The sequence below is a fragment of the Gilvimarinus xylanilyticus genome (assembly GCF_024195295.1).
GTDB classification, from domain to species: domain Bacteria; phylum Pseudomonadota; class Gammaproteobacteria; order Pseudomonadales; family Cellvibrionaceae; genus Gilvimarinus; species Gilvimarinus xylanilyticus.
Window position 1 is genome coordinate 300,586 of the sequence record NZ_JAMFTH010000001.1, and the last position, 21,831, is coordinate 322,416.

Genomic DNA, 21,831 nt, shown 5'->3' on the forward strand with positions numbered 1-21,831 from the left:
CTCGCTTTCACTATTCGCCCAATGCCAAACGCACCACGGAGACCGGCTATGCCAGAGAACCGCTCCACCCCCCAATGGCCCGACTTTTTTGCCCAGGGGGCGACCCCGAGTGCCATCGAGCCGGACACCGTCTCGCAAATTGCCACCCAGCTATCTTTAAACGAGCCCTTAGCCGCCAGCTTGTGTCAGTTGTACCAACCCTTGGCGGCCCACTGCGCTGCCGAGGTTTGCGATCGATCTGACAGCGCCTATCTAGTGGGCGTCAACGGCGCCCAGGGGACGGGTAAATCCACGGCTGCCAGCATACTCAAACGATTGTTGGAGACCGGTTACGGACTTAAAGTCTGCGCTCTCTCCATTGATGATTTATACCTGTCCCGCGCCGAGCGGAACCGCTTGGCACGCGAAGTCCATCCTCTGCTGGCCACTCGCGGGGTGCCAGGCACCCATAATTTACCGCTCGCATTGGATACCTTTTCGCAGCTGAATGCCGCTACACCTGGGTTAAAAACGGCTATCCCGCGGTTCGATAAATCCCAAGATGACTGCGTCCCCGAGGCCCAGTGGGATGGTATATCTGGCCGCCCCGATGTCATTATTTTTGAGGGCTGGTGTGTGGGCGCGCGCGCTCAGCGTGTTAGTGACTTAAGTGTGCCGGTAAACAGCCTTGAGGTGAATGAAGACCCTGATGGTCACTGGCGACGCTACGTGAATGATGCGCTAACCGATTACCAGGCGCTGTTTGCGCAACTGGACTTACTGGTCATGCTAAAGGCGCCATCCTTTGCCCAGGTACTTGAATGGCGCCAGCTGCAAGAGCAAAAACTGCGCGACTCGCTAACGCCAGAACAGCTAAAACATTCGCGCGTAATGAGCGAGTCCGACATCGAACGATTTATCGCCCATTATGAGCGCTTAACCCGCTGGATGCTGAGCGAAATGCCGGCTCGGGCTGACATAGTGTTAGCGCTGGGCGCCGATCATCAAGTGGCGCAAATCCATTGCCATATTAATCAACCGTAACAGCCTAATGAAAGACAACGGAGTTGCACTGTGACTAACCCCATCGCGGTCTTTACCGACCTGGACGGCACCCTGTTAAATCATCACGATTATTCCTACCAGGCGGCCATGCCCGCCATTAAAAACCTCAAAGAGCGCGACATCCCACTGGTATTGGTCTCCAGTAAAACCCAGGCCGAGATGAACGCCCTGTGCGCAGAGCTGGCGCTAAGCAGTCCCTATGTTTGCGAAAATGGCAGCGTGATTGTGATGCCTAAGCCCGAATGCGAACGCCTGGGGGCCAGCCTGGAAAACGCTGAGGCGAAAGGTGGCGACTATTTGTTGTATCGCGGTGCCAATCGACGGGATATTTTAACGGTTCTCGAGGGCTTAAAAGCCGAGTTTAACTTTACCGGTTTTGCCGATATGAGTGTGCAGGATGTGGTTGACTGCACCGGTCTCAATGAGGCAGCCGCCAGTAAAGCTATGATCCGCGCCGCCTCCGAGCCATTACTCTGGCACCAGGATGACGCTGCGATGGATGAGTTTGCCCGCCAATTGGGCAAGCACAAATTACGGGTGCTCAAAGGCGGGCGTTTTTACCATGTGATGGCCGCCTGCGATAAAGGCGATGCGGTACGCTATTTGCTCAGCTTGTATGAGTCCTATTATGGGGCAAAAGTGGCGAGCGTTGCCCTGGGTGACAGCCCCAATGACCTGCAAATGCTCAAAGCGGTGGACCAAGCCGTTTTAATGCCGCACCCAGATGGAACTTACATGCACGATGATGGGCTCAAAAACGTTATTCGTGCACCTTTTCAGGGCGCTCGCGGGTGGCGCGAGAGCGTAGAGACCGCGTTAGCGAGTCTAACTTAAAAAAGAGGAAGCACCATGAGTGACTTTTTTCAAAATGGACGTATCGGAACCCTTCACAACCTGGGTGATCGCCCGATTGAAGAGTTAGAAGCTGAATTAATGCAGTGGGGTAAGCAAAAACCCATGTGCCTGGTGCTGCCTTGTTTGTACTCCGAGCTGGAAGGCCCGGCCATGGAAAATATCGTCGACGAGTTATCCAAGGTGCCATTTCTGGATGAAATTATTATCGGCTTGGATCGTGCCGACGAAGAACAGTACAAAAAGGCCAAACAATTTTTCGCCCGCCTGCCGCAAAAGCACTCTATTTTGTGGAACGATGGGCCGCGTTTAAAAGCCGTGGACCAGGTACTGGACGAAGTGGGCCTGGCGCCGCAACAGCTGGGTAAGGGCCGCAATGTTTGGTACTGCTTAGGTTATGCCCTGGCCAAAGGTCGCGCCCGTGCCGTGGCCCTGCACGATTGTGATATCGTCACCTACAAGCGCGATATTGTCGCCAAACTGTTTTACCCCATTGCCCACCCCACGTTTAATTACATGTTCTGTAAGGGCTACTATTACCGCGCCGCCGGGGGCAAACTCAATGGCCGCGTCAGTCGTCTGTTGGTGTCACCGCTGGTGCGTGCGCTGCAAAAAGTCTGCGGTCATAATGATTACTTAGATTTTATCGACAGCTTCCGCTACCCACTCGCGGGTGAGTTCTCCATGAGCATGGATGTGGTCAGCTCCATTCGCATTCCCAGTGACTGGGGTCTGGAGATTGGGGTGTTGTCCGAGGTAAACCGCCGCTACTCTGACGAGCGCGTGTGTCAGGTGGACATTGCCGACGCCTACGATCACAAGCATCAGGATTTATCCGCCGATAATCCCGATGGCGGCTTGTCCAAAATGAGTACCGACATTTCCAAATCTTTTTTCCGTAAACTCGCGATTAAAGGCGTGGTGTTTACCCCCGAGGTTTTCCGCACCCTCAAAGCCAGTTACTACCGCCTGGCGTTAGACTTGATAGACCGCTACCACAATGACGCCGTTATAAACGGCATGAAACTGGACCGCAACAAAGAAGAAGAAACCGTCGAGCAATTTACCCAGTGCATTATGCGCGCCGGCGAAAAATTCTTGAACGACCCCACCGAACGCCCTTTTATGGCCAACTGGTCGCGGGTATTAAGTGCGGTGCCGGATGTGTATGAGCGTTTGTTGGCGGCGGTGGAGAAGGATACGAAGGAGATTGGGTGATAGAGAGAATGACGGGTAACGGTAGACGGAGAAGGGGGAGCGCAATTGCGTCGGAAGTCTGAGGTTGGACGTCTGATGCGATTGGAAAATGCTGGACGCAGAAAGCTGAACGCAAAGACAAAAAATGGCGAGCTTAGGGGCTCGTCATTTTCAGCCTGTATTTAATGTTCACTTGACAGCCAGCTAGGCAAACCCGCGACCATACTATTCCGCGTTCCGCGTTCCGCGTTCCGCGTTCCGCGTTCCGCGTCCATTAACGGCATCCAATTCAACGCCTCAGGGTGTCATATCCTCATGTAAGGTATTACTATTTCGCAGTGACAGCCGGAGCTGTCCGTTGTGACGGACGGTGTGCGCTCAATACACAGCGATAATCCGAGCTGTTGCGGATAAAATTCAGCAAAGGAATTACTGATATGAAAAAAATATCCCTCCTATTTGCGGCGCCAATGGCTCTGGCGGTCGCTGTGCATACCCATGCCGATATCGCTCCTGGCTACGACGTCACCACCCCGGCAGACTTTGGCGTGTCCGACTATGTGTACAAAGTCTCTGAAAGCGATTTTAACTTTAAGCGCAGCCTGGCAAAGGCACCGATCAACGAATGGGCCTATCAGAGTGACTTAAGCCGGGTTAAAACCCAGCAGGTGATTCGCGAAAACCAGGATGGCATTTACGCCAGTGCGGTGGTGGATGTCAGTGAAGGCGCCACTTTTACTATTCCCGAGGGGGATCATTATCAGATCATTCAGGTGATCGATATGCAGAATTATGTTGCCGCTGTGGCCTATGCTGGCGACAGTATTACCGTTACCCCTGAGGATTTAACCTACGGGAATCACGTGTATTTGAATATGCGCGTGCCGATTTTGACCGAAGACAAAGGTGGCATAAAAGAAACACTGCGCCTGCAGCGCGCAGCCACCATTGAGGCCAACTCGGCCAAGCCCTATGTCTCGCCCGACTTTGTCCTGCCGTTGGAAAAAACCGAAGAGATTCGTGCGGCCCTGGTTAAAGACGTAAAAGGCGGTGCGCTGACCCATACTCGTTATGTCAATGGCACTCCCTACAGCTCGCGTCCGCAAGACCACTTATACGGTACGGCCTATGGTTGGGGTGGCCTGGGTTTGCCCGATGCCGCCTACTGGCCGTTTGCCAATAAAAGTAAAATGGTGGATGGCAAAATGCAGCCTGCCAGCGCTACCTTTACCCCGCCGGATATTCAGGAAGAGCGTGGCGGTTTCTGGTCGGTAACCATTTACAACGAAGAGGGTTGGCTGGCCAAGGATATTTCCGCCATCTCCAACACCCAGGCCGAACCCAATGCGGATGGCACCTACACCATTCACTTTAACTCGCCAGGTGAAAAGAACAACTTAGAAACCTCCGCGCCTTTTGCCGCGCTGTTTCGTTTTTACCTGCCAGACTCTAAAGAATCAGCTGTTCAGTACATCAATGATCACGGCAGTGAACTGGTGATTGAATAGTCGCTAAGCGAAAAAGGGCGAACCGCAAGGTTCGCCCTTTTTTAACTCACAGCTTTTCTGGGAAACCAGAAAAAATTATTTGCTGGTGCATGCAGCAAATCGGCAACGTTAGCGTCCAGCTTCACTCCCCCAAATAATTCGTCAACCACAAGTTCTGATAAGGCTGCAACACCATTTTTCCGTATAAATCATCGACCGGTTGGCCGCTGATTAAATCTACCCAGTTCTCGGTGCTGATTAAATTAATATCTGACAGACTTAATTCTTGTGCCTGGTCGCTTAAGTTAAAAATACAAAAAATGCTCTGGGTGCGGCGCATGCTCTGGCGCCAGAAGGCGAAAATTTCGGGGCGTATGTGCAGGGTAAATTGCGTGGCATTGGGGTGAAAGGCCGGCTGCGCCGCGCGTATTTTAATTAAGCGCGTCAGTTCGTTAAAAACCCGCTCGCCCGGCCCGCCGGGTTTGCTTAGGCGTGCGTCTAAATCGCTTAAGCTCCAGTTGCGGCGGTTGATGGAGCGGTTGTGGCCGGTGGTTTCTAGCTTGTCGTAATCGTTAGGGGTGGCGAACAGGGTGTGAATGTAAAACGCCGGTATACCTTCTACCGACAGCATAATGGCCTGAGACATTATCAGTCGTTCGACTTGCCATTTATCGGTGCCGTTTAGAGTGCCTTTAAAGGCGTCGAACAAACTGATGTTGGCTTCGTAGGGTTTGGCGTTGCCTTCGGCATCGGTGCGCGAGGAAATTTTACCGCCAAAGGATTCCAGGGTGCTGAGCATTTCCCCCAGTTCTTTTTCGCTTAATAACCCCTCGGCGGGGCGCAGGCCGATACCGTCGTGGCTGGCGGTAAAATTTAAATAGGCGCAGCCCACCGGTGGTGGGGGCATGCTCATCATCCAGCTTTTGAGGTAGGTGCAGTCACCGGCGAGCAGGGCGTGAATCACCAGCGGCGGCAGGCTGAAGTTGTAAATAATATGTGCTTCGTTGCTGTTACCAAAGTAAGTGAGGTTTTCGCGATTGGGCACATTGGTCTCGCTGATTAACAGCGCGTGGGCGTTTTTGTATTCGGTGAGCAAACGCACCAGTTTGACCACATCGTGGGTTTGTCGCAGGTGAATACAGGATGTGCCCAGTTCTTTCCACAAAAACGCCACGGCATCCAGGCGAATCCACTGCGCGCCTTCGTCCAGGTAGCGGCCGATAATGCGTAAATACTCCAACAGAACTTTTTCATTGCGAAAATCTACGTCCACCTGGTCGTGGCTAAAGGTGCACCACACGTGTTTAACGCCATCGGCGGTATCGGTTTTACGCAGCAGTGGGCTGGTGCGCGGGCGCACGACATTGGACAGGTCGTAGTTGGGGGCGGCCTCGACAAAATAATCCCGCCCCGGGTCTTTGCCGTACTGGTAATTGCGAAACCACAGGCTCTGGCTGGAGACATGGTTAATCACCAAATCAGCCATTAGCTTAAAGTCTTGCGCCAGGGCATTAATGTCATCCCAGTCGCCCAGCTCCGGGTCCACCTGGGTGTAGTCGATAACGGCAAAACCGTCGTCGGAGGAGTGGGGGAAAAACGGCAGAATATGCACCGCCGAAAAAGTACCCTGAAGCTTTTCGTGCAAAAAATTTTGCAGGGTGTCCAGGGGTTTGTGGCCCGCCTCGCGCAGGGAGTTGCCGTAGGTTATGAGCAGTGTGTCGCGTTCGGACCAGAGCCGCTCGGGGGCTACTACGTCTTTGTTAAGGCGCGGGCCGATGGCGTCAAAGCAGGCCCGGGTGAGCTGTTCGGGGTTGCTGTCGGGGTAGAGCCCCGCGATCAGGGCGTGAATCTTTTGTTTTAGCTCGTCGAGAGACAAGAAATCTGTGGTCATAGCAGCGGCCTTGTTGCAGGTCTTTCGTCACTATAACGCAATAGTTATGCCGTTGAGGCAACAAGTTGTTAGCCAGAGGTTCTTCAGGTTTAGGGAAGCGATGTTAAACACTGCTCCAGTACCATTTGAGGTGGTTGGCTGATATCAATGGGGATAACGTCGGGTTCGTTGTCACTCGTTTCCATGCTGGCAAATTGACTGTTCAGCAGCGAGGGCGGCATAAAGTGGTCGCTGCGCCGGGACATACGTTCGGCAATCAGCGCCTGGCTACCGTCCAGATACAAAAAGACCACCCGAAAGGGGAGTTGTCGCAGTTGTTCGCGATGGCTACGGCGTAGGCCCGAAAAGGCGAGCGTGCAGCTTTGCTCTTTTTGGGCGCACTGGGTTAAGTATGCACAAATATTGTGCACCCAGGGCGCGCGCTGTTCGTCGGTTAGCGGTTTGCCGGCGGCCATGCAGGCCTTCGCCTCAGTGCTGTGAAAATCATCGGCATCCAAATAGCAGTAATCCAGTTGTTCGGCCAGCGCTTGGGCCACCGTACTTTTGCCCGATCCTGATACCCCCATAACAACAATAAGGTTGGCTGAAGGGCAGAGCTTATTTGGGGTGACAGGCATAGAGGTCTCTTTTGGGTTAGTCATTTACGGGCTTATGATAGCGCAAACATTTGCGCTTGTGCTACCATGGCATCTTTTTATTCGTTGGGGTTATTATGGCCGGTCGCACTCGCAACAGTTCCTCGAAACGGGCTACTTTGGCTGATGTCGCCAGGGCGGCTAATGTCAGTGCCATTACGGTTTCACGGGTGCTGAATCATCCGGACAAAGTCTCCGATGAGTTAAAAAACCGGGTGCAGCAGGCGATTGATTCACTGGGTTACATTCCCAATCAGTCGGCCAGCTCGCTGGCGTCTTCCAAATCGGGCGTTATCGGCGTTTGCATCCCCTCGCTTTCCAATGTGGTGTTTAACGATGTGCTGCGCGGTATTTACCAGGTGGCGGGCGAGGGCAATTACAAGGTGCTGTTGGTGGATACCCATTACTCTCCTTTGGAGGAAGAGAAAATGGTGCGCACTCTGCTCAGCCAATCCCCCGAGGCTATGATTATTACCGGCGGCGACCAGACCCGCAGCTGCGAGCGTATGCTGTCTCAGGCCAATATCCCGGTGGTGCAGATAATGGAAACCCTGGAACAGCCGCTGGATATGAATGTGGGCTTTTCGCACTACCAGGCCGGTTACGATGTGGCGGTGCGCCTACTGGAAACTGGCTGTCATACGCTGGGGTTTATCGGCGCACGTATGGATACGCGCGTGCAGCAGCGTATGAACGGTTTTATGGCAGCACTCCAAGAGCGGGATAGGTTAGACAGCAAGTTGATTGTCACTACGCCTCAACCATCGTCCATTGCCCTGGGGGGCGAGTTGCTGCGCAGTGTGATTAGCGCCAGCGGCGGCAAGGTGGACGGCATTTTCTGCTGTAACGATGACCTTGCGATGGGCGCATTATTTGAAAGCCAACGCATGAATATTCAAGTGCCTTCGCAGCTGGCACTGTGCGGCTTTAACGACTTTGAAGCCTCGGCCTATATTAATCCCTCGCTTACCAGCGTGCATGTGCCGCGTTTTGAAATGGGGGTAAAAGCCGCGCAGATGATTCTGGATCAGCTACAAGAACGTGTGCCCGCCAATAGGCAAGTGGATATTGGTTACGAGATTGTAATGCGCCAGTCCACGGCAGTGGTGTGATCTATCAGGTTGTTTCTTAGCAGTCCCGCCATGTAAAAAGCCCGGCCGAGCGAGACATATAATTTTCGCTCGGCCGGGCTTTTCGGTTTTGATCTAAAGGGTATCTCTATTATTACAGCGCTCGTCTCTGCACGAGTCAAAAACGCTCACTCCGCAAGGCGCTCTTCTTGCTAGTGGCCGTAGCCCCTAACAAGAAGAGTTGCTCTAGAGCTCTATCTCAAAGCTACTGGCGCCGTCTTTGGAAAGCGATATCGCCGTTTGGGTGGTTTCTCCCTCGTAGGTGACAGTGACGCTGTAGTCGCCGTAAAAACCCCGCTTTGAAAAGTTGCCGTCGGTGTCTGTGTTGCCGTCAAAGTCATTCCACCACTGGTTGTAAATTAAATCTTTCCAGGCCAGGGCGTTGGGTTTGGCCTCCCAGTTTTGCCGGAACATTGCGGTGTTCTCGCGCCAGATAGCGCCCTCCCAGAACCCCCAGGTTTGTACGCCTACAGTGGCGGGGTGGCTGAAAAACACAGTGAGGAAATCGCGGGTATAGTCCGCCTGAAGTTCTTCATCTTGGGTGTTAATGTCAAACTCGGTGGCGCGAATGGCAAGCTCGGGAAACGCCTGATGGTAGCGCTCAATAATGTTATACACCCGGGCTAGGTCCGTCGGGGTATTGCCAAAGTGTCCTTGCAGGCCTATGCCATCAATGGCCGCGCCTTGGTCTACCAAGTACTGAATGGTTTGCTGGTAGTGATCTTGGTGCGGGGTATTGCGGCCACCGCCGGAAAGTATCGAGTAGTCGTTAATGTATAGCTTCTGGGTGGGTAAGTGGGTGCGAGCGCGGTTAAACCAATCCACCATTACTTCGTCACCAAAGGCGTCCATTAGGTAGTGGTTATCATAGGGCTCGTTGAGTACGTCCCACTCCTGCACTACGCTGGCCGTTGAACTGGCGATATCGTCAATATGTTCCAGCACCACCTGTTTAGCCGCCGGGTCGGCACTGTCCGGATCGTCCTCGGGTAAATAGGGTTGCATCAGGTTGGGTAGGTTGCGCTTAGAGGGCCACACCATTACATGGCCGCGAGTGTACAGGTTGTTATCCTGCAGCCACTGCAACGCGTTAAGTGTGGTGGTTTGGTTAAAGTCGTTGCCCCACTCGCCAATCCAGGGCGCCCACTTTAAGTCGTTTTCGGGGCCGCTTTGGTTAAACATTTCCAGCACGGTTTGCCGGTACTGTTCACTGTCGCTGCCTTCGCCCAGCAAAATATTGCCAACGATCACCGAGCCAAAATGGTAAGCATGGCGCTCAAAGTTTACCTCGACCTCGGCGCCCTCAACTGGCGCACCATCATCGGTCACTTTGATCGTAAAGTCGCCTTTGCGATGTTGCTCAATCCGGTCGGCGGCTTCGGCGCGCCAGGGCGCATCGGCTTCGCGTCCGCCGTAGCTTAGGGCGGTGCCGGGTAAGTCGTCGGTGGTTAAGCTGTCGCCGTAATTGAGCAGAGTGACATTGGCAATTTCAAATACCTGGGGCCGGTCCCCCGCGCCAAAACCAATGTTTAATCGCAACTCGCCCGCTTGCTCGTCGCCGTTCATTTCTACCGGAATAAAAAATTCCTGCCACTCGCCGGTGTTGCTGATTTCGCGACTCATGTATTTGGTGTAGTCGGGGCTGGGCCCTTCCAAAAATACAGTGGCAAACCCCGCCCCGGTTTCTTCCATATTCTCCACCGAGCGGAAATAAAAATGCACCAGCAGAGTGTCGCCATTGTTTACATCGCTGACAGTGGGGTACTGCACCTGGCCGTTAAAAAATTCCCCGGCGGGGTTGGTGACATTGACGCGGACCGCCTGCGAGAAAGCGTCGTGCTCGGCGCTGACTGTCTCGGCCGAGCCCACAGGCCCGTTAAAATCGCCGCGCCAGACATTAAAGTCGGTAGCGGGCGAGCCGGTTATTAACAAGCTGCCCCCAGCGGGGATCTCATTGTCTGGCTCTGGCTCTGGCTCTGGCTCTGGCTCTGGCTCTGGCTCTGGCTCTGGCTCTGGCTCAGGTTCTGGCTCTGGCTCAGGTTCTGGCTCGGGTTCTGGCTGAGGGTCAGGCTCCGGTTGCGGCGTCGCGGTAGAACCGCCGCCCCCGCCGCCACAGGCGGTTAGGCTGGTAGCGGTAAACAGAGAAAGAGTGGTGATCAAGAGAAGGTGGAGTAAGCGTGTCAACATAAACAGGACCGTATTATCACTATTATTGGATGTTTAGTGGACAACTTTAGCGTGTTTTGGTCGGGTTTACCATAAGGCCGAGATTGCCTCCTCGGGCGTTTTACCGCCCGAGTTTAACTGTCAACTGATAGGTTGCTCCTTGCTGGAAACCGTTTACACGGTTGCTGGGCAAATCTACCCCGTCCAGATTCACTGTAAGTCCTGCTTCGGCGTCACTCCGTTGGTAAGTGACTTGTAATTTAGCGCCACGGAATATTCGTGTCACCGATGCGGAGTTCCAATCGTGTGGCAAATTCGGCTCGATCACCAAATCCTCTCCATCACCCCTTAAACCAAACAGGCCTTCCACCAGCGAGCGGTACACCCAGCTAACCGTGCCGGTATTAAACAGCTGGCTGGAGCGCCCGGCGGTGCGTGGGTACTGGTAGTAGGCGCCTCGGTAGTAATTGGGAATGTAGATGGGCATTTGGCCGCGCTGCTCAAGGTCCTGCATGTCCGGGCCAGGGATCATCTGGCGCAGTAGCTTGTAGGCGCGGTCGGCTTCGCCGATGGTGTAGAGGCTGTAGATATAAAAGATGGCAGCGTGGTTGTAGACCGAACCGTTTTCGGCTGAGCCCGGGTGTTTTTGCGTGACTCGGCCCACGTCGTCGCGCATGGCGGTGAAGGCGGGGGCGAGCATGGCGACGCCGTAGGGGGTTTCTAATTGCTCCTCCACAGCTTTAATCATCTTGGTGCGCTGATCATCCGAGCAGGTTCCGGCGAGTATGGCCCAGCTTTGCGGGTTAAGAAATATGCGGCCCTCTTTGTCTTTGCTGATGCCAAAGGTGACATTGTCATCGGTGATGCCGCGACCGTACCAGTCGCCGTCCCACAGGTGTTGGTTGACCGCCGTGTTTATCTCGTCGGCCCCCGCGCGAAAATCCTGTGGGGTTTCAATAGCGTTTTGCTCGCAGATATCCGCCCAGAGGTTTAGCGCGTAGGCGGTGGCGACGCTGAGCCAGCCGGACACGCCTTTGCCTTTGTAGCCCACCATGTTCATGGGGTCGCACCAATCGCCCTGGGCGATGTAGGACAGGCCGCGTTCATCGCGCGCTTGCAACAGCCAGCTCATGGCGGCGCTGATGCGTTGGGCGACGGTCATGGTTTTGCCGTCGGACCCGCCCACGGTTTCGTTTAACAAAGCAAAGTCGCCGGTTTCGTCCAGGTAAGCTTTTAGGCACACCGGCAACCACACACAGTGATCGGTGTGGGGTACTTGATTGATGTATTTTAATTCGGCGTCTTCGTGCAGCAGTATGCCGTCGGGCATAGCGCCCGAGGCTTCCTGCTGGCTTAGGGCGTGCAAGAAGGCGTGGCGGGCAACCTCGGGCTTGATATAGCTCATGCCCATATTGTCCTGCAGGTAGTTGCGCGTTTGCGGGTCGGTGGTTAAGCGGTTTACATCGCCGTGGTAGTAGACCTGCCGTGCCAGCCAGTGGTTGACGAAGTTGTTCAGCCCTTCATCGGGGGTGTCGATGTGCAGAACCCCTTCGCCTGCGCCGATGTAACTGTGGTAATCCTGTTCGGCCTGAGAAAAACCGACTTCGCTTAGGTAGCGATCGCGTATTTGTTTTATTTCGGCATCGTCTTTGGCGGGACCGAAGGCAAAACGATAGGTTTGTGTTTCGCCTGCCGCCAAACACAACCGGTACTGCAGTGCGGCCAAGGGTGGTTCGTAGCGCGAGTCGTCGCAGGGCAGTAAGTCTTGTTGTAACGCGTCGGGGTTATGCAGCCCGCCTTCGCCTTCAAAAGCTTCACGCTGCACTTGCCAGGCGTCGGGTTGTTGCTCAGCGAGCAGGTAAGTCTTGTCTTTAAAGTGTTGGTTCTTAAAGTAGTCCGGGTATTTTTGATAGGGCGTTACGCAGCTGGCAACCACTGCCTGCAATTCGGGGCTGTATTGGGCGCTCTGGTTCATCCAGCTCATATAGCCCGGGGTAAAGTAGGGGTACAAGCTGATGTTGCGGGTTTGTTCGCCTAGGTTTTTAACCGACACTTCCCACAGCTCCACCACATCGTCTACCGGTAAGGCGAGGCGCAGGTTAATCTCCAAGTTACTGCAGGTAACCGTCCAGCGAATATCGGTTTTGCCCGGCGAAAAACAAAACTCACTTTTTTGGTTACGGACTGGCTCGTAGGGAGCCGAGAAAATCTCGCCGGTGTCTTCATCTTTTAGGTAAAAAAAGCGGCCCGGGTGGTGTGCGTAGTAGGGCTGCTCGGGCTGCATAAAGGTTTTTGCCTCCAGGTTGGGGGCATAGGCGTATTTAGCCGGCTCTGGTTGCATAAACTGGGCGATGGCGTAACCGCGACAGTTCATTTGAATCATCATTTTTTTATTCCACAAAAAGCCGGCGGCGCGGGGCATAAGGCTGGGGCTTTTAAGGTGATAGTAATGACCATTATCAGAGGGGCTTAACATAGTGTCCTCGTTGTGCTGAAACCATAAAAAAGAGCGCCCGTTAGGGCGCTCAAGCAGGGTGACGTTTGCTCGGGTGTCACCGGTCCGAAGTTGGGTTTACGCTTGTTGTCGCTCGGCTAACTCTTTTTGAATTACTTCCAGTTTGTCGCCGGTTAAGTCGTAAAAGAACAGCGCGATAATGGCGATAAACGCAAAAATTCCGGGGGCCAGGGTTTGCATATACACAATGCCATCAAGCGAAGCGTTGGATTGCACCTGGTTGGCCTGGTAACCCAGCGCTGCTAACACTGACAGCATAATGGCCGAGCCGGCGGCGCTGCCCATTTTTTGCGAAAAAGTGGTGGCGGCGAAGGTCATGCCCGTAGCGCGGCGTCCGGTTTTCCACTCGTTGTAGTCGGCAACGTCGGCGTACATGGCCCAAGTAATGGGTGCCTTGGGCCCCAGTGCCAGGCTGATCAGCATGCTGAGCACAAACATTAAGATCAGTTCCGGCGGCCAGTGGGCGCTGTCCAGTTGTGAACCATCGGCGCGGGTGCGAATCACGCTTAGGGTTTCATTTTCCAGGTTTTGAATATCCAGTTGCGCTCGGGTTTCGGGCAGCTCAACGCGGTTTTTGATAATCCAGAACACTTTGTCGTAGCGAGTCCAGGTGTAGGTGTCGCCCGCTTGGTGGGGTTCGCCCAATAAGTCATCCGCCTGCAATTGGGTTTGGTTGCTTTCGTTAACATCCACCACACCCAGGGCCTGAGGTTTGGGCACAAATGCAAAGACAAAGCAGAGTACGCTGACAATGCCCATTAACATCATCAGCAGTTTTACTTTATCGATATAGCGGGTAAGGGTAGAGGCGGACATGGCGCCAATCATTAACCCCAGCACTTGCAGCCCCACAAAAGCGCCCAGTAGGTCGGGGCGTTCGACAAAGTATTTAAAATAATAAGTGGCCGAGCTGCCGCGCAGGGTGAAAGTGGTCATGATCACCATGGCGAGAATAAAAATAATAATCCACGGCTTGCAGGTCAGCAGGGTTTTTAAATCTTTTAACGGTTCAGAGGTTTGTTCTACCGGTGGTGCGATACGCTCGCGGGTGGTGGCGAAGGTAATCACAAACAAAATAGAGGCGACCACCGCGTAAATGCTCATGGTGATTTGCCAGCCGATGGGGTTGTAGCGATCGCCACCGCCGAAGTATTCGGCCAAATCGGGCGTGGCTGCGCCCACAATAATGCCGGTGAAATAGGCAAAGAAAAACCGGGTGCTGTTAAGGGTGTTGCGCTCTTGCGGGTCGGCGGTAAGCACGGCTGAGAGAGAATTGTAGGGCATGTTGAGCACGGTGTAGGTCAACATCAAAATCATGTAGGTGGCATAGGCCCAGATTAGCTTGCTACCCTCGTCTAAATCCGGGGTGGTCATGGTCAGCAGGCCCGCGCCCATCATGGGCAGGGTGCCAAACAACAGGTAGGGGCGGAATTTGCCCCAGCGAGTTTTGGTTTTGTCGGCTATGGCGCCCATGGCCGGGTCGGTAAAGGCATCCACTATTTTGGTAATAGTGACCATGGTGGCAGCGGCGGCGGCACTGATACCGAAAATATCCGTGTAAAAGAAAATTAAATACGAGCCGATTATCGCCCAGTAAAAGTTGAAGCCGGCATCGCCCAGGCCGTAGCCGATGCGCTCGCGCCAGCTGAGTTTTGCCATCCGATCGGTGGTTTGCGCTTGTGTCACAGAAATCTCCGCCAGAGTCCCTTAGACTCTTTTGTTTTTATTGGGTTGACGCCGTGCGTCGATGGTAGCGCTATCATATTAGCTTGTGCAGCGAAAATCTACCCTAATGGGCGTTAAGATTCGCAATAGGAGAAGGGGCGAAGGCGCAAAGGCCTTCGCGATAGAAGCCGGTGTTTAGGCGCTTTTCTTGAGCTTTTTGTGGGGGTTGACGGTCTGTTCGCGCAGAGAATCAAATTTGAGCCAGGCTTGCTCAACGGGCGTAGTGGGGGCACTTTTTTGAGTGATTATTTTCACCAAGCGCATATCCGCCAGGTTGGGGTTAAGTACTTCGTCGTTTAACAGTGCCGTAATCAGTGTGCCGTGTTTCTTGATTAAACGCTGCTGTGCGCCGGTCAAATCACCGGCATCGGGCAGGTCGTTTAAACCGTAAAAGGGCTGTTTGACATAGTGTTCACGTGGCAGCATAACCATCCCTCTGTCGTTGGTGATGGGGCTGTTATACGTGAGCTTTTTGACTGTTTTGTGGCAGTGGGGTGACGGTTTTGCGAAAGTGACGGGAGGGTAATGGTTGACGACAGCGAAGCGAGTGCGCTTGAGCGCACATTCCCGTTCCCCGTTTACCGTTCTCCGTGTTCCCGTATTTTCCAGGCACAAAAAAACCGGCCGAAGCCGGTTTTTTTGAAGCAGCCAGACTCTTAAGAGGCCAGTGCTTTGATCTTGGCGTTCATGCGGCTCTTGTGACGAGCTGCTTTGTTCTTGTGGTAAGCGCCTTTGTCCGCTACGCGGTCTAAAACCGGTACGGCGGCCGCGTAAGCGGCTTTAGCTTGTTCTACATCACCTGCTGCAATGGCGGCATCCACTTTTTTCAGGTAGGTGCGCACCATGGAGCGCAGGCTGGCGTTGTGCTTGCGAGCTTGTTCGTTCTGGCGTGCACGTTTTTTGGCTTGAGGTGAGTTTGCCACCGTGTTGCTCCTATTTAAATTCAAGATAATCTGGTTTGTACGAGGCAGCGGTTACGCTTATGGGGCCTCATAAAAGACGCGGCATTTTACCCGTTTTTAACCCCGTGTCAACCACCTTGCACAGATTCTGTACGATGCGCGCTAAGCGCCGGGGCATTTACGGGCAGCGACAAAGTAAAGATGACACCGCCTGCTTGATTCTCAGCCCGCACACTACCCTGATGAAAGCGCGCAATCAAATCCACAATGAATAAACCCAGTCCCAGGTGCAGTTGGTCGCCGCTTGCCTGAGTGCGTTTTGAGGTGAGTGAGTTAAACAGCTGGCCTTCCAGTTCGGCGGGCAGCGGCGGCCCCTGATTGCTGACGGATAGCGCTAAGTAGGGCTCATCAACGCCCTGGCGACTCAGGTGCAGCGCAATAGGCGCCTCGGGCGGGCTGAAACTGGCGGCGTTATCGACCAGTTTATCCAGTAGTTGTACCAGCAGCTCCGGGGCTACCGCGTTGCGATAGCTGCCTGTCGGGGCAGGGGCGATTTCGCAAATGAAGCTGTGGTCTGGGTAGGCATCGTTATAAGCGGCGCACATATCCGTTACCAGCTGGGTGATGTCGATGTCTTCGGTCTCGGCATTGCTAATGCTGGCCTCCACCCGAGAGGCCTCGGTCATGGCGCTTACCAGTCGGCTTAAACGCTGGGTTCCCTGGCGTGCCCGGTCAATATAGGGGGCTGGGTCGCCGCCGTGGGTTAGGTTGTCCAGCGAGCTGTTTACCACCGCCAGTGGGGTACGCAGCTCGTGGGCCAGTTTGCTGGTTAGGGTTTTCAGGTAATCGGTGTGGGCCCGCACCTGGGTTAACAGCGCGCGATAGTGCTCGGATAGCTCGCTTACCTCATCGAGCAGGCGGTAGCGGGGCCAGCGCTCAAGGCTCAGGTTTAGTGCTTCGCGGTCGCGTGTGGCCCGCTGCGCCGCTTGGGATAGGCGCCGAATACGCAGGCTCAGCCAAACGGCGTAGCCGATCAGTAGCGCTAATAAGACTGCGCCAGCGCCCAGGGTGTAGGTAAGTAAGCGCACACCGGCGCGGTTATCAATCATTCGCCAGGGGCTGATGCGTTGCTCTACCACGACTGTGCCGGTGCGCTGCGACTCCAGCGCGCCGGCGTCGGGCCAGTTGCGATAAAGCGGCACCCTCACCCGGGCGATATCGGCATTGCCCGCGCGGTACCATTGCGCGCTACCCAGATCATCACCCGGTTCGGCCCAGCGCCCCGACGGGTAGTCCTGCCAAGGTGGCAGGGTGGGGCGTGGGTCCAGCCAGCGCAGCAACCAGGGGGTGGTTTGCCCGGCGGCGTTGGTGTCTATTTGACCTGCCTGGGCGCGCTGCCACTGGTGGCGGTCGAGCACGGTAACCCGCAATTTGTCGGTGGCGAAGGCTTGCAGCGCCTGCTGCAGTGGCTTAGAGGGGGCCACCACTTGCCCGTTGGCGGCGGGCAGCACCCCGGGGTCTAGTCCGCCCACCAGGGTGGCTAGGTCACCCAGGGTGCCGGTTTGCGTTATCTGGTCGGCCTGTTTATCGACAGCGGCAATGCCCAGTGCGCCGGTGGCCCAGCTGGCGGGCAGACGCAATTCCACCCGGTAACCTTGATCTGTCTCGCGCCAGTGTCCGCGAATGCGATAATCCTGTTGCGGCAGGCCGGCGTCATCGCGGTAGTAGGCTGCTATGGGCCCCGGCAAGGGCGCGCGTAAAACGTAATATCGCGGTCGGGGCTCGCCCCCGTAAAGCACCAAGTGATCACCGCTTGCCAGTTGTGGGCTGCTCTCGCGATGAAACTGACGATTCGGGTCGGCAACGTCCACCAGGGCATAAAGAGACTGATTGTGCCGTCCCAGTCGTAAACTGACGGCTGGACCCGCGGCAGAGCTTAGGGTCAGTGGGGCGAGCTTAAAAGTGCTCCAGTCGGCGGCGTCGCCATCAACCACTGGTGGGGCCGGGAGGGTGTGAAGGTATAACTCTTGGTTGGCGTGCACGGCGGGTGCATCGCCTAGCCCGGTGTTGTTCAGCAGGGCATCGTCGGCGCCCAGGCGGGCGGCGATGGCGCGGGCGGTCGCCTGAAGCGCAGCGGTTTGTCCCTCGCGCAATAAATCGTCAAAAATTTGCAGTGACTGCAGGGCTGCCCAGGGGAGTATTAAAGTGCCCAGTGACACCAGGGCCAGTTGGCGGGTTAGTTTCACGCGCTTTCCTGCCAGCGGTAGCCCATACCATAGGCGGTTTGAATGCAGTTAAATTGGCCGTCTACAGCGGAAAATTTGCGGCGAATGCGCTTGATGTGGCTGGTTATGGTGTTGTCATCCAGCACCACGTTGGCGGCATCCATCAGCTGCTGGCGATTTTTAACATGGCCCGGGTGGCGCGCCAGGGCGTGCAGTATCCAGAATTCGGTCACGGTTAAATCCACCGGTTGTTCATGCCAGTGCACACTCATTCGCGAGAGGTTAATGGCAAGCGGGCCCCGAGTCAGGGTGTCGTCTTCGCTGACCGGCTGGCGCAGGGCATCAATGCGGCGAAACAGCGCGTTGATACGCGCCAGCATATGGGGCTGGCTGATGTCCTTGGTTAAATAGTCATCGGCGCCCAGGCGCAGGCCCGAAATCACATCGAACTCGTCGTCGCGGGCGGTCAAAAATACAATGGGCAGCTCCGGGGCGCGGCTGCGCAAATCGCGGCACAGCTCAAACCCGCCCTCTATCTCATCCCCCAGCCCTACATCAATAATCGCCAGATCGGGCAGGGCGCGGGCAAAGGCGGCCTGAGCGCTGGGGCGGTCCAGGTAATGTTCTACCCGGTAGCCCAGGCGGGTGAAGGCATCGCGATAATTATCGGCGATGGCCTGTTCGTCTTCGACAATGGCTATAATACGGGCCATAACTTATTCCAATAATAGGGTTTTGCGCATAATGGTGGCTTGCGCGGCATTGATCAAGTTTAGGGAAACGGATGCTACAAAAATTAAAAGAACGCTGGGTGTTATTTTTGTTTGGGGCGCCCTTTGCGGCGGTGGGCTTAGGTTTTTTGTTTTGGGGTATTGTGCCCCAATTCGCCGAGTGGACCGCGATGAAACGCTGGGAGCCAGTGCAGGCCCGGATTTTAAGCGCCGAGATGAAACACCACCGCTCCGATGACTCTACCACTTACAGCTTGCATGCGACTTATCGCTACCAGTACCAGGGGCAAAACTATACGGGTAATCGTGTGGGCATCAGTTCTAGTTCGGATAACGTGGGCGATTACCACCGTCGGGTGATTGGGCCGCTGGAGCGCGCCGAGCGAAATGGCTCAACCGTCACCGCTTGGGTGAATCCGAAACAGCCAGATCAGGCTGTGCTTAACCGCGAGCTCCGTCTGAGTCTGCTTTTATTTAAAGGAGTGTTTGCGCTGGTCTTTGGCGGCGTGGGCTTGGGGATGTGGGCCTATGTGTTTATCGCCCGGCCGGATAAAACAAATGTGACTGAGTCAGAGGCCCAGCAACAACCCTGGTTGTCGCGTAATGATTGGGCGAGCGCGACCATTAAAAGCGACGGCAAGACCGGCATGTGGGCGCTGTGGGCGTTTGCAGCCTTTTGGAATCTAATCAGTCTGCCCGCTGCCATTGGCGCGGTGGGTGAAGCCTTGGAGGGTAACCACGTCGCCTGGGTAGCAGTTTTATTTCCTCTGGTGGGGGCGGGCATTGCGTTCTGGGCGATTAAGCTGACCCTGGCTTGGCGCCGTTTTGGCCCTGCGTCCGTGACTTTAGACCCTTACCCGGGTTCTATCGGTGGGCAGGTAGGCGGTGCGCTGGAGGTGGCCTTGCCCTATCAGCCGGATAATAGCTTTGCCGTGACTTTGCAGTGTTTGCACAGTTACTACACGGGCTCGGGTAAAAACCGTAAACGGCGCGAGTCGGTGGTGTGGCAGAGTGAGGGCATTGCTCAGACGGCTCGCGCCGCTCACGGCACTCGCGTAGAGTGGTTGTTCGATGTTGATGAGGGGTTGCCCGCATCCGAGCCTCCGGGAAACCGCTACCACTTGTGGCGGGTGAACATAAAATGCGAATTGCCGGGGGCGGACTTTGACCGCAATTATGAAATTCCGGTATTCGCCACCGCTGAAAAAGCGCAACAGTTGGGCGATGTGACCACGAGCAATCAACACCCGGAAATGGCGCAGCAGCGCGAACAATTATTGGAAGAGCTGTTTGATGTTCGTCAGGTGCCGGGTGGGGTGATATTGCATTATCCGGCATTCCGGAACTGGAGCACTATGCTGGTGTTAATTGTAGCGGGGGCAATATGTGCCGGCATTGGGTTGTGGTTAGATCCATACGGTTTCCCCGAATGTATTTTTACGATTGCGGGCCTACTTATGTTCTTCGGCGGGCTGTACTCGCTGTGCTCTAGCTTGGATGTGCGCATCGACCGCACCGAGCTGATTACCCGCCGCCGCATTCTAGGGGTGGGGCTGGGCAACAAGCACACTCCGCGCAGCGAGATCACAAAATTGTTTATCGATGAAAGCTACTCGTCCAGCACCGGTAACAAACACACCACCTACTACAAAATTAAGGCCCGTTTACGCAGTGGCGACAAAAAAACGATCAGTCACAGCTTGCCCGGGCGCGAACTGGCCCAAGAGGCGTTAGAATCACTCAGTCTACTCACCGGAGTCCCCTGTTAGTAATGTCTAAACTTCTTTTGTGCCCTCTGCTATTGGTGTTATCCGCCTGTAGCCACCTTAACGCCACCAGTGTTGAGGATTACCCCTTGCCCGACGGATCGTCATACACAGGCGAGCTTAGCGACGGTTTGATGAATGGCGAAGGCACTATTGAGTGGCCCAACGGCGATGTGTACACCGGCGAATTACAAGAAGGGGTTATTCACGGCAAGGGCGAGCTGGTCACTGAATCGGGCGAGGTGTTTCGCGGCTGGTTTAAGCAGGGGTTATTAAACGGTGCGGGCGAGTGGCTGGGCCCGGACGACGTCACTTACAAAGGCGAATTTAAAGACGATGCCTTCCACGGCGAGGGTGTATACGCCTCGCCCGAGGGCGCCTATGCGGGGGATTTTGTCGAGGGCGAACTAACCGGCCTGGGAACTTTTACCAGTACAGACGGTACTGACTACGCCGGTGAGTTTAAAGCCTGGCGGTTTGAAGGCAATGGCGTATGGGAAGACGGCGAAACTCGCTACACCGGGGAGTTTAAATCCGGCCTCTACCACGGCTATGGCGAGCGTATTGATCTGGCTACAGGCAAAGTGCTTGAAGCCGGGCAGTGGAAGTGGGGCCAGTTTGTGGGCGAGCCGGTCAGCAAGGCCGAACGGCGCCGCCAGCAATTGGCTATTGAAACAGCGCTTTTTAACCAGCCAGCACGATTGCACGACGCATTCGATTCGCTAACACCCTCTCAGCCGGATACTGTCGATTTGTTTGCGTTAATCGGCGCGGGCGACGGTACGCAAAAAGTCTTTTCACTGGAGTCGCAAACCATTGCTAAAACAATACAGGCGGATCGGGTATCCCCGGGGCATTTGCTAACTCTCAGTAACTATCCCGGTACCATGGATCAGGCCCCATTGCTAACGCTACGCAACTTGCAGCAATTAATAAAAGCTCTGGCCGAGCATATGCAAAGCGACGATGTACTGCTGTTGTATTTAACCAGCCACGGCTCGGCCGAGCACGAATTCTCGCTTGAGGCACCGGGCCACGGCTTTGTGGATATTACCCCCGGCGATTTGTCCGATGCCTTAGAACCCTTGAAAGATAACCCCAAAATATTAATGATATCCGCCTGCTATTCCGGTGGCTTTATCGAACCGCTAAAAGCACCGCACCACCTAATTATGACCGCCGCCCGCGCCGATCGCACCAGCTTCGGCTGCGGCGACGCCGACACCATGACCTACTTTGGTCGCGCCTACTTTGAAAAAGCGCTGCCCGATAGCAATAGTTTTATAGAGGCTTTTGAGGTGGCCAAAAAACATATTGAAATTTGGGAAGATGAGCAGGAAGTTGATCACTCCGAGCCGCAGATATTTGTGGGGGATGACGTAGGGCCGGCATTGCAGGGCGTTTGGTAAAACAGCGGCCGAATCCTATTCGTTTCGACCACTGCGTTTAGCTGAAGGCGCTGAGCGCGTCTTTAATTCGCTATTTGAAATTCGTGATGGTGTAAGTTCTTCCGGCGCCGTACTAATTGTCAGGGATAAATATGACAGTGAGGACGTATGATTGAG

General features: G+C 54.9%; 16 protein-coding genes. 7 read left to right on the forward strand and 9 right to left on the reverse strand.

What is annotated here, in order from left to right; genetic code table 11:
• Positions 1-48: 48 nt before the first annotated feature.
• From M6D89_RS01320 to M6D89_RS01335, 4 genes are all read left to right on the forward strand, one after another.
• Positions 49-1,023 carry a phosphoribulokinase gene (locus M6D89_RS01320; protein ID WP_253966230.1) on the forward strand — a complete coding sequence of 325 codons (975 nt, stop codon included), beginning with the start codon at positions 49-51 and terminating at the stop codon, positions 1,021-1,023.
• A gap of 30 nt (positions 1,024-1,053) precedes the next feature.
• Complete coding sequence (locus M6D89_RS01325) at positions 1,054-1,878, forward strand: HAD-IIB family hydrolase (RefSeq protein WP_253966231.1); 825 nt, start codon at positions 1,054-1,056, stop codon at positions 1,876-1,878.
• Positions 1,879-1,893: 15 nt separating this feature from the next.
• Positions 1,894-3,114 carry a glycosyltransferase family protein gene (locus tag M6D89_RS01330; RefSeq protein WP_253966232.1) on the forward strand — a complete coding sequence of 407 codons (1,221 nt, stop codon included), beginning with the start codon at positions 1,894-1,896 and terminating at the stop codon, positions 3,112-3,114.
• A gap of 416 nt (positions 3,115-3,530) precedes the next feature.
• A complete protein-coding gene (locus M6D89_RS01335) occupies positions 3,531-4,601 on the forward strand; it encodes a DUF1214 domain-containing protein (protein ID WP_253966233.1) in 1,071 nt (356 codons plus the stop codon).
• A gap of 121 nt (positions 4,602-4,722) precedes the next feature.
• Here M6D89_RS01335 and M6D89_RS01340 read toward each other — a convergent pair whose 3' ends face one another.
• Both M6D89_RS01340 and M6D89_RS01345 read right to left on the reverse strand, forming a co-directional pair.
• Entirely contained in the window at positions 4,723-6,471 is a 1,749-nt protein-coding gene (locus tag M6D89_RS01340) for an alpha-amylase family glycosyl hydrolase (protein WP_253966234.1), read from the reverse strand.
• An 89-nt stretch (positions 6,472-6,560) separates the two neighbouring features.
• On the reverse strand, positions 6,561-7,088 hold the full coding sequence (locus M6D89_RS01345; RefSeq protein ID WP_253966235.1) for a gluconokinase: 528 nt from the start codon (positions 7,086-7,088) through the stop codon (positions 6,561-6,563).
• A 95-nt stretch (positions 7,089-7,183) separates the two neighbouring features.
• On the opposite strand from M6D89_RS01345, the gene gntR reads away from it, so the two are divergent.
• Complete coding sequence (gntR, locus tag M6D89_RS01350) at positions 7,184-8,218, forward strand: HTH-type transcriptional regulator GntR (protein WP_253966236.1); 1,035 nt, start codon at positions 7,184-7,186, stop codon at positions 8,216-8,218.
• 204 nt (positions 8,219-8,422) lie between these two features.
• On the opposite strand, the gene M6D89_RS01355 is transcribed toward gntR, so the two are convergent.
• The 7 genes from M6D89_RS01355 to pdsR form a co-directional block, all read right to left on the reverse strand.
• Entirely contained in the window at positions 8,423-10,423 is a 2,001-nt protein-coding gene (locus M6D89_RS01355; protein ID WP_253966237.1) for an endo-1,4-beta-xylanase, read from the reverse strand.
• Between the two features lie 100 nt (positions 10,424-10,523).
• The gene (locus M6D89_RS01360; RefSeq protein WP_253966238.1) at positions 10,524-12,878 is read right to left on the reverse strand and encodes a GH36-type glycosyl hydrolase domain-containing protein; all 2,355 of its coding nucleotides are present in this window, start codon (positions 12,876-12,878) and stop codon (positions 10,524-10,526) included.
• Between the two features lie 96 nt (positions 12,879-12,974).
• On the reverse strand, positions 12,975-14,603 hold the full coding sequence (locus tag M6D89_RS01365) for an MFS transporter (RefSeq protein ID WP_336297526.1): 1,629 nt from the start codon (positions 14,601-14,603) through the stop codon (positions 12,975-12,977).
• A 174-nt stretch (positions 14,604-14,777) separates the two neighbouring features.
• Positions 14,778-15,068 (reverse strand): DUF413 domain-containing protein, encoded by a 291-nt coding sequence (gene maoP, locus M6D89_RS01370; protein ID WP_253966239.1) that lies wholly within the window; start codon positions 15,066-15,068, stop codon positions 14,778-14,780.
• 230 nt (positions 15,069-15,298) lie between these two features.
• The gene (gene rpsT, locus M6D89_RS01375; RefSeq protein WP_253966240.1) at positions 15,299-15,565 is read right to left on the reverse strand and encodes a 30S ribosomal protein S20; all 267 of its coding nucleotides are present in this window, start codon (positions 15,563-15,565) and stop codon (positions 15,299-15,301) included.
• 107 nt (positions 15,566-15,672) lie between these two features.
• Entirely contained in the window at positions 15,673-17,790 is a 2,118-nt protein-coding gene (locus tag M6D89_RS17330) for an ATP-binding protein (RefSeq protein WP_253966241.1), read from the reverse strand.
• Positions 17,787-18,482: a proteobacterial dedicated sortase system response regulator gene (gene pdsR / locus M6D89_RS01385; protein ID WP_253966242.1), complete on the reverse strand. Its 696-nt coding sequence runs from the start codon at positions 18,480-18,482 to the stop codon at positions 17,787-17,789. The genes M6D89_RS17330 and pdsR overlap by 4 nt, the downstream gene beginning before the upstream one ends.
• 71 nt (positions 18,483-18,553) lie before the next feature.
• Here pdsR and M6D89_RS01390 point away from each other — a divergent pair, with 71 nt between their 5' ends.
• Positions 18,554-20,269, forward strand: coding sequence for a DUF3592 domain-containing protein (locus tag M6D89_RS01390; protein WP_253966243.1), 1,716 nt, complete (start codon positions 18,554-18,556; stop codon positions 20,267-20,269).
• 2 nt (positions 20,270-20,271) lie between these two features.
• Positions 20,272-21,675 (forward strand): C13 family peptidase, encoded by a 1,404-nt coding sequence (locus tag M6D89_RS01395; protein WP_253966244.1) that lies wholly within the window; start codon positions 20,272-20,274, stop codon positions 21,673-21,675.
• Positions 21,676-21,831 lie beyond the last annotated feature (156 nt).

What these genes read in the sequence shown, in the direction of transcription:
- maoP (WP_253966239.1), bottom strand. Translation starts at nt 15,068, where the DNA reads ATGCTGCCACGTGAACACTATGTCAAACAGCCCTTTTACGGTTTAAAC.
- M6D89_RS01345 (WP_253966235.1), bottom strand. Translation starts at nt 7,088, where the DNA reads ATGCCTGTCACCCCAAATAAGCTCTGCCCTTCAGCCAACCTTATTGTT.
- M6D89_RS01360 (WP_253966238.1), bottom strand. Translation starts at nt 12,878, where the DNA reads ATGTTAAGCCCCTCTGATAATGGTCATTACTATCACCTTAAAAGCCCC.
- M6D89_RS01395 (WP_253966244.1), top strand. Translation starts at nt 20,272, where the DNA reads ATGTCTAAACTTCTTTTGTGCCCTCTGCTATTGGTGTTATCCGCCTGT.
- pdsR (WP_253966242.1), bottom strand. Translation starts at nt 18,482, where the DNA reads ATGGCCCGTATTATAGCCATTGTCGAAGACGAACAGGCCATCGCCGAT.
- M6D89_RS01320 (WP_253966230.1), top strand. Translation starts at nt 49, where the DNA reads ATGCCAGAGAACCGCTCCACCCCCCAATGGCCCGACTTTTTTGCCCAG.
- M6D89_RS01330 (WP_253966232.1), top strand. Translation starts at nt 1,894, where the DNA reads ATGAGTGACTTTTTTCAAAATGGACGTATCGGAACCCTTCACAACCTG.
- M6D89_RS01390 (WP_253966243.1), top strand. Translation starts at nt 18,554, where the DNA reads ATGCTACAAAAATTAAAAGAACGCTGGGTGTTATTTTTGTTTGGGGCG.
- M6D89_RS01335 (WP_253966233.1), top strand. Translation starts at nt 3,531, where the DNA reads ATGAAAAAAATATCCCTCCTATTTGCGGCGCCAATGGCTCTGGCGGTC.
- gntR (WP_253966236.1), top strand. Translation starts at nt 7,184, where the DNA reads ATGGCCGGTCGCACTCGCAACAGTTCCTCGAAACGGGCTACTTTGGCT.
- M6D89_RS01340 (WP_253966234.1), bottom strand. Translation starts at nt 6,471, where the DNA reads ATGACCACAGATTTCTTGTCTCTCGACGAGCTAAAACAAAAGATTCAC.
- M6D89_RS01355 (WP_253966237.1), bottom strand. Translation starts at nt 10,423, where the DNA reads ATGTTGACACGCTTACTCCACCTTCTCTTGATCACCACTCTTTCTCTG.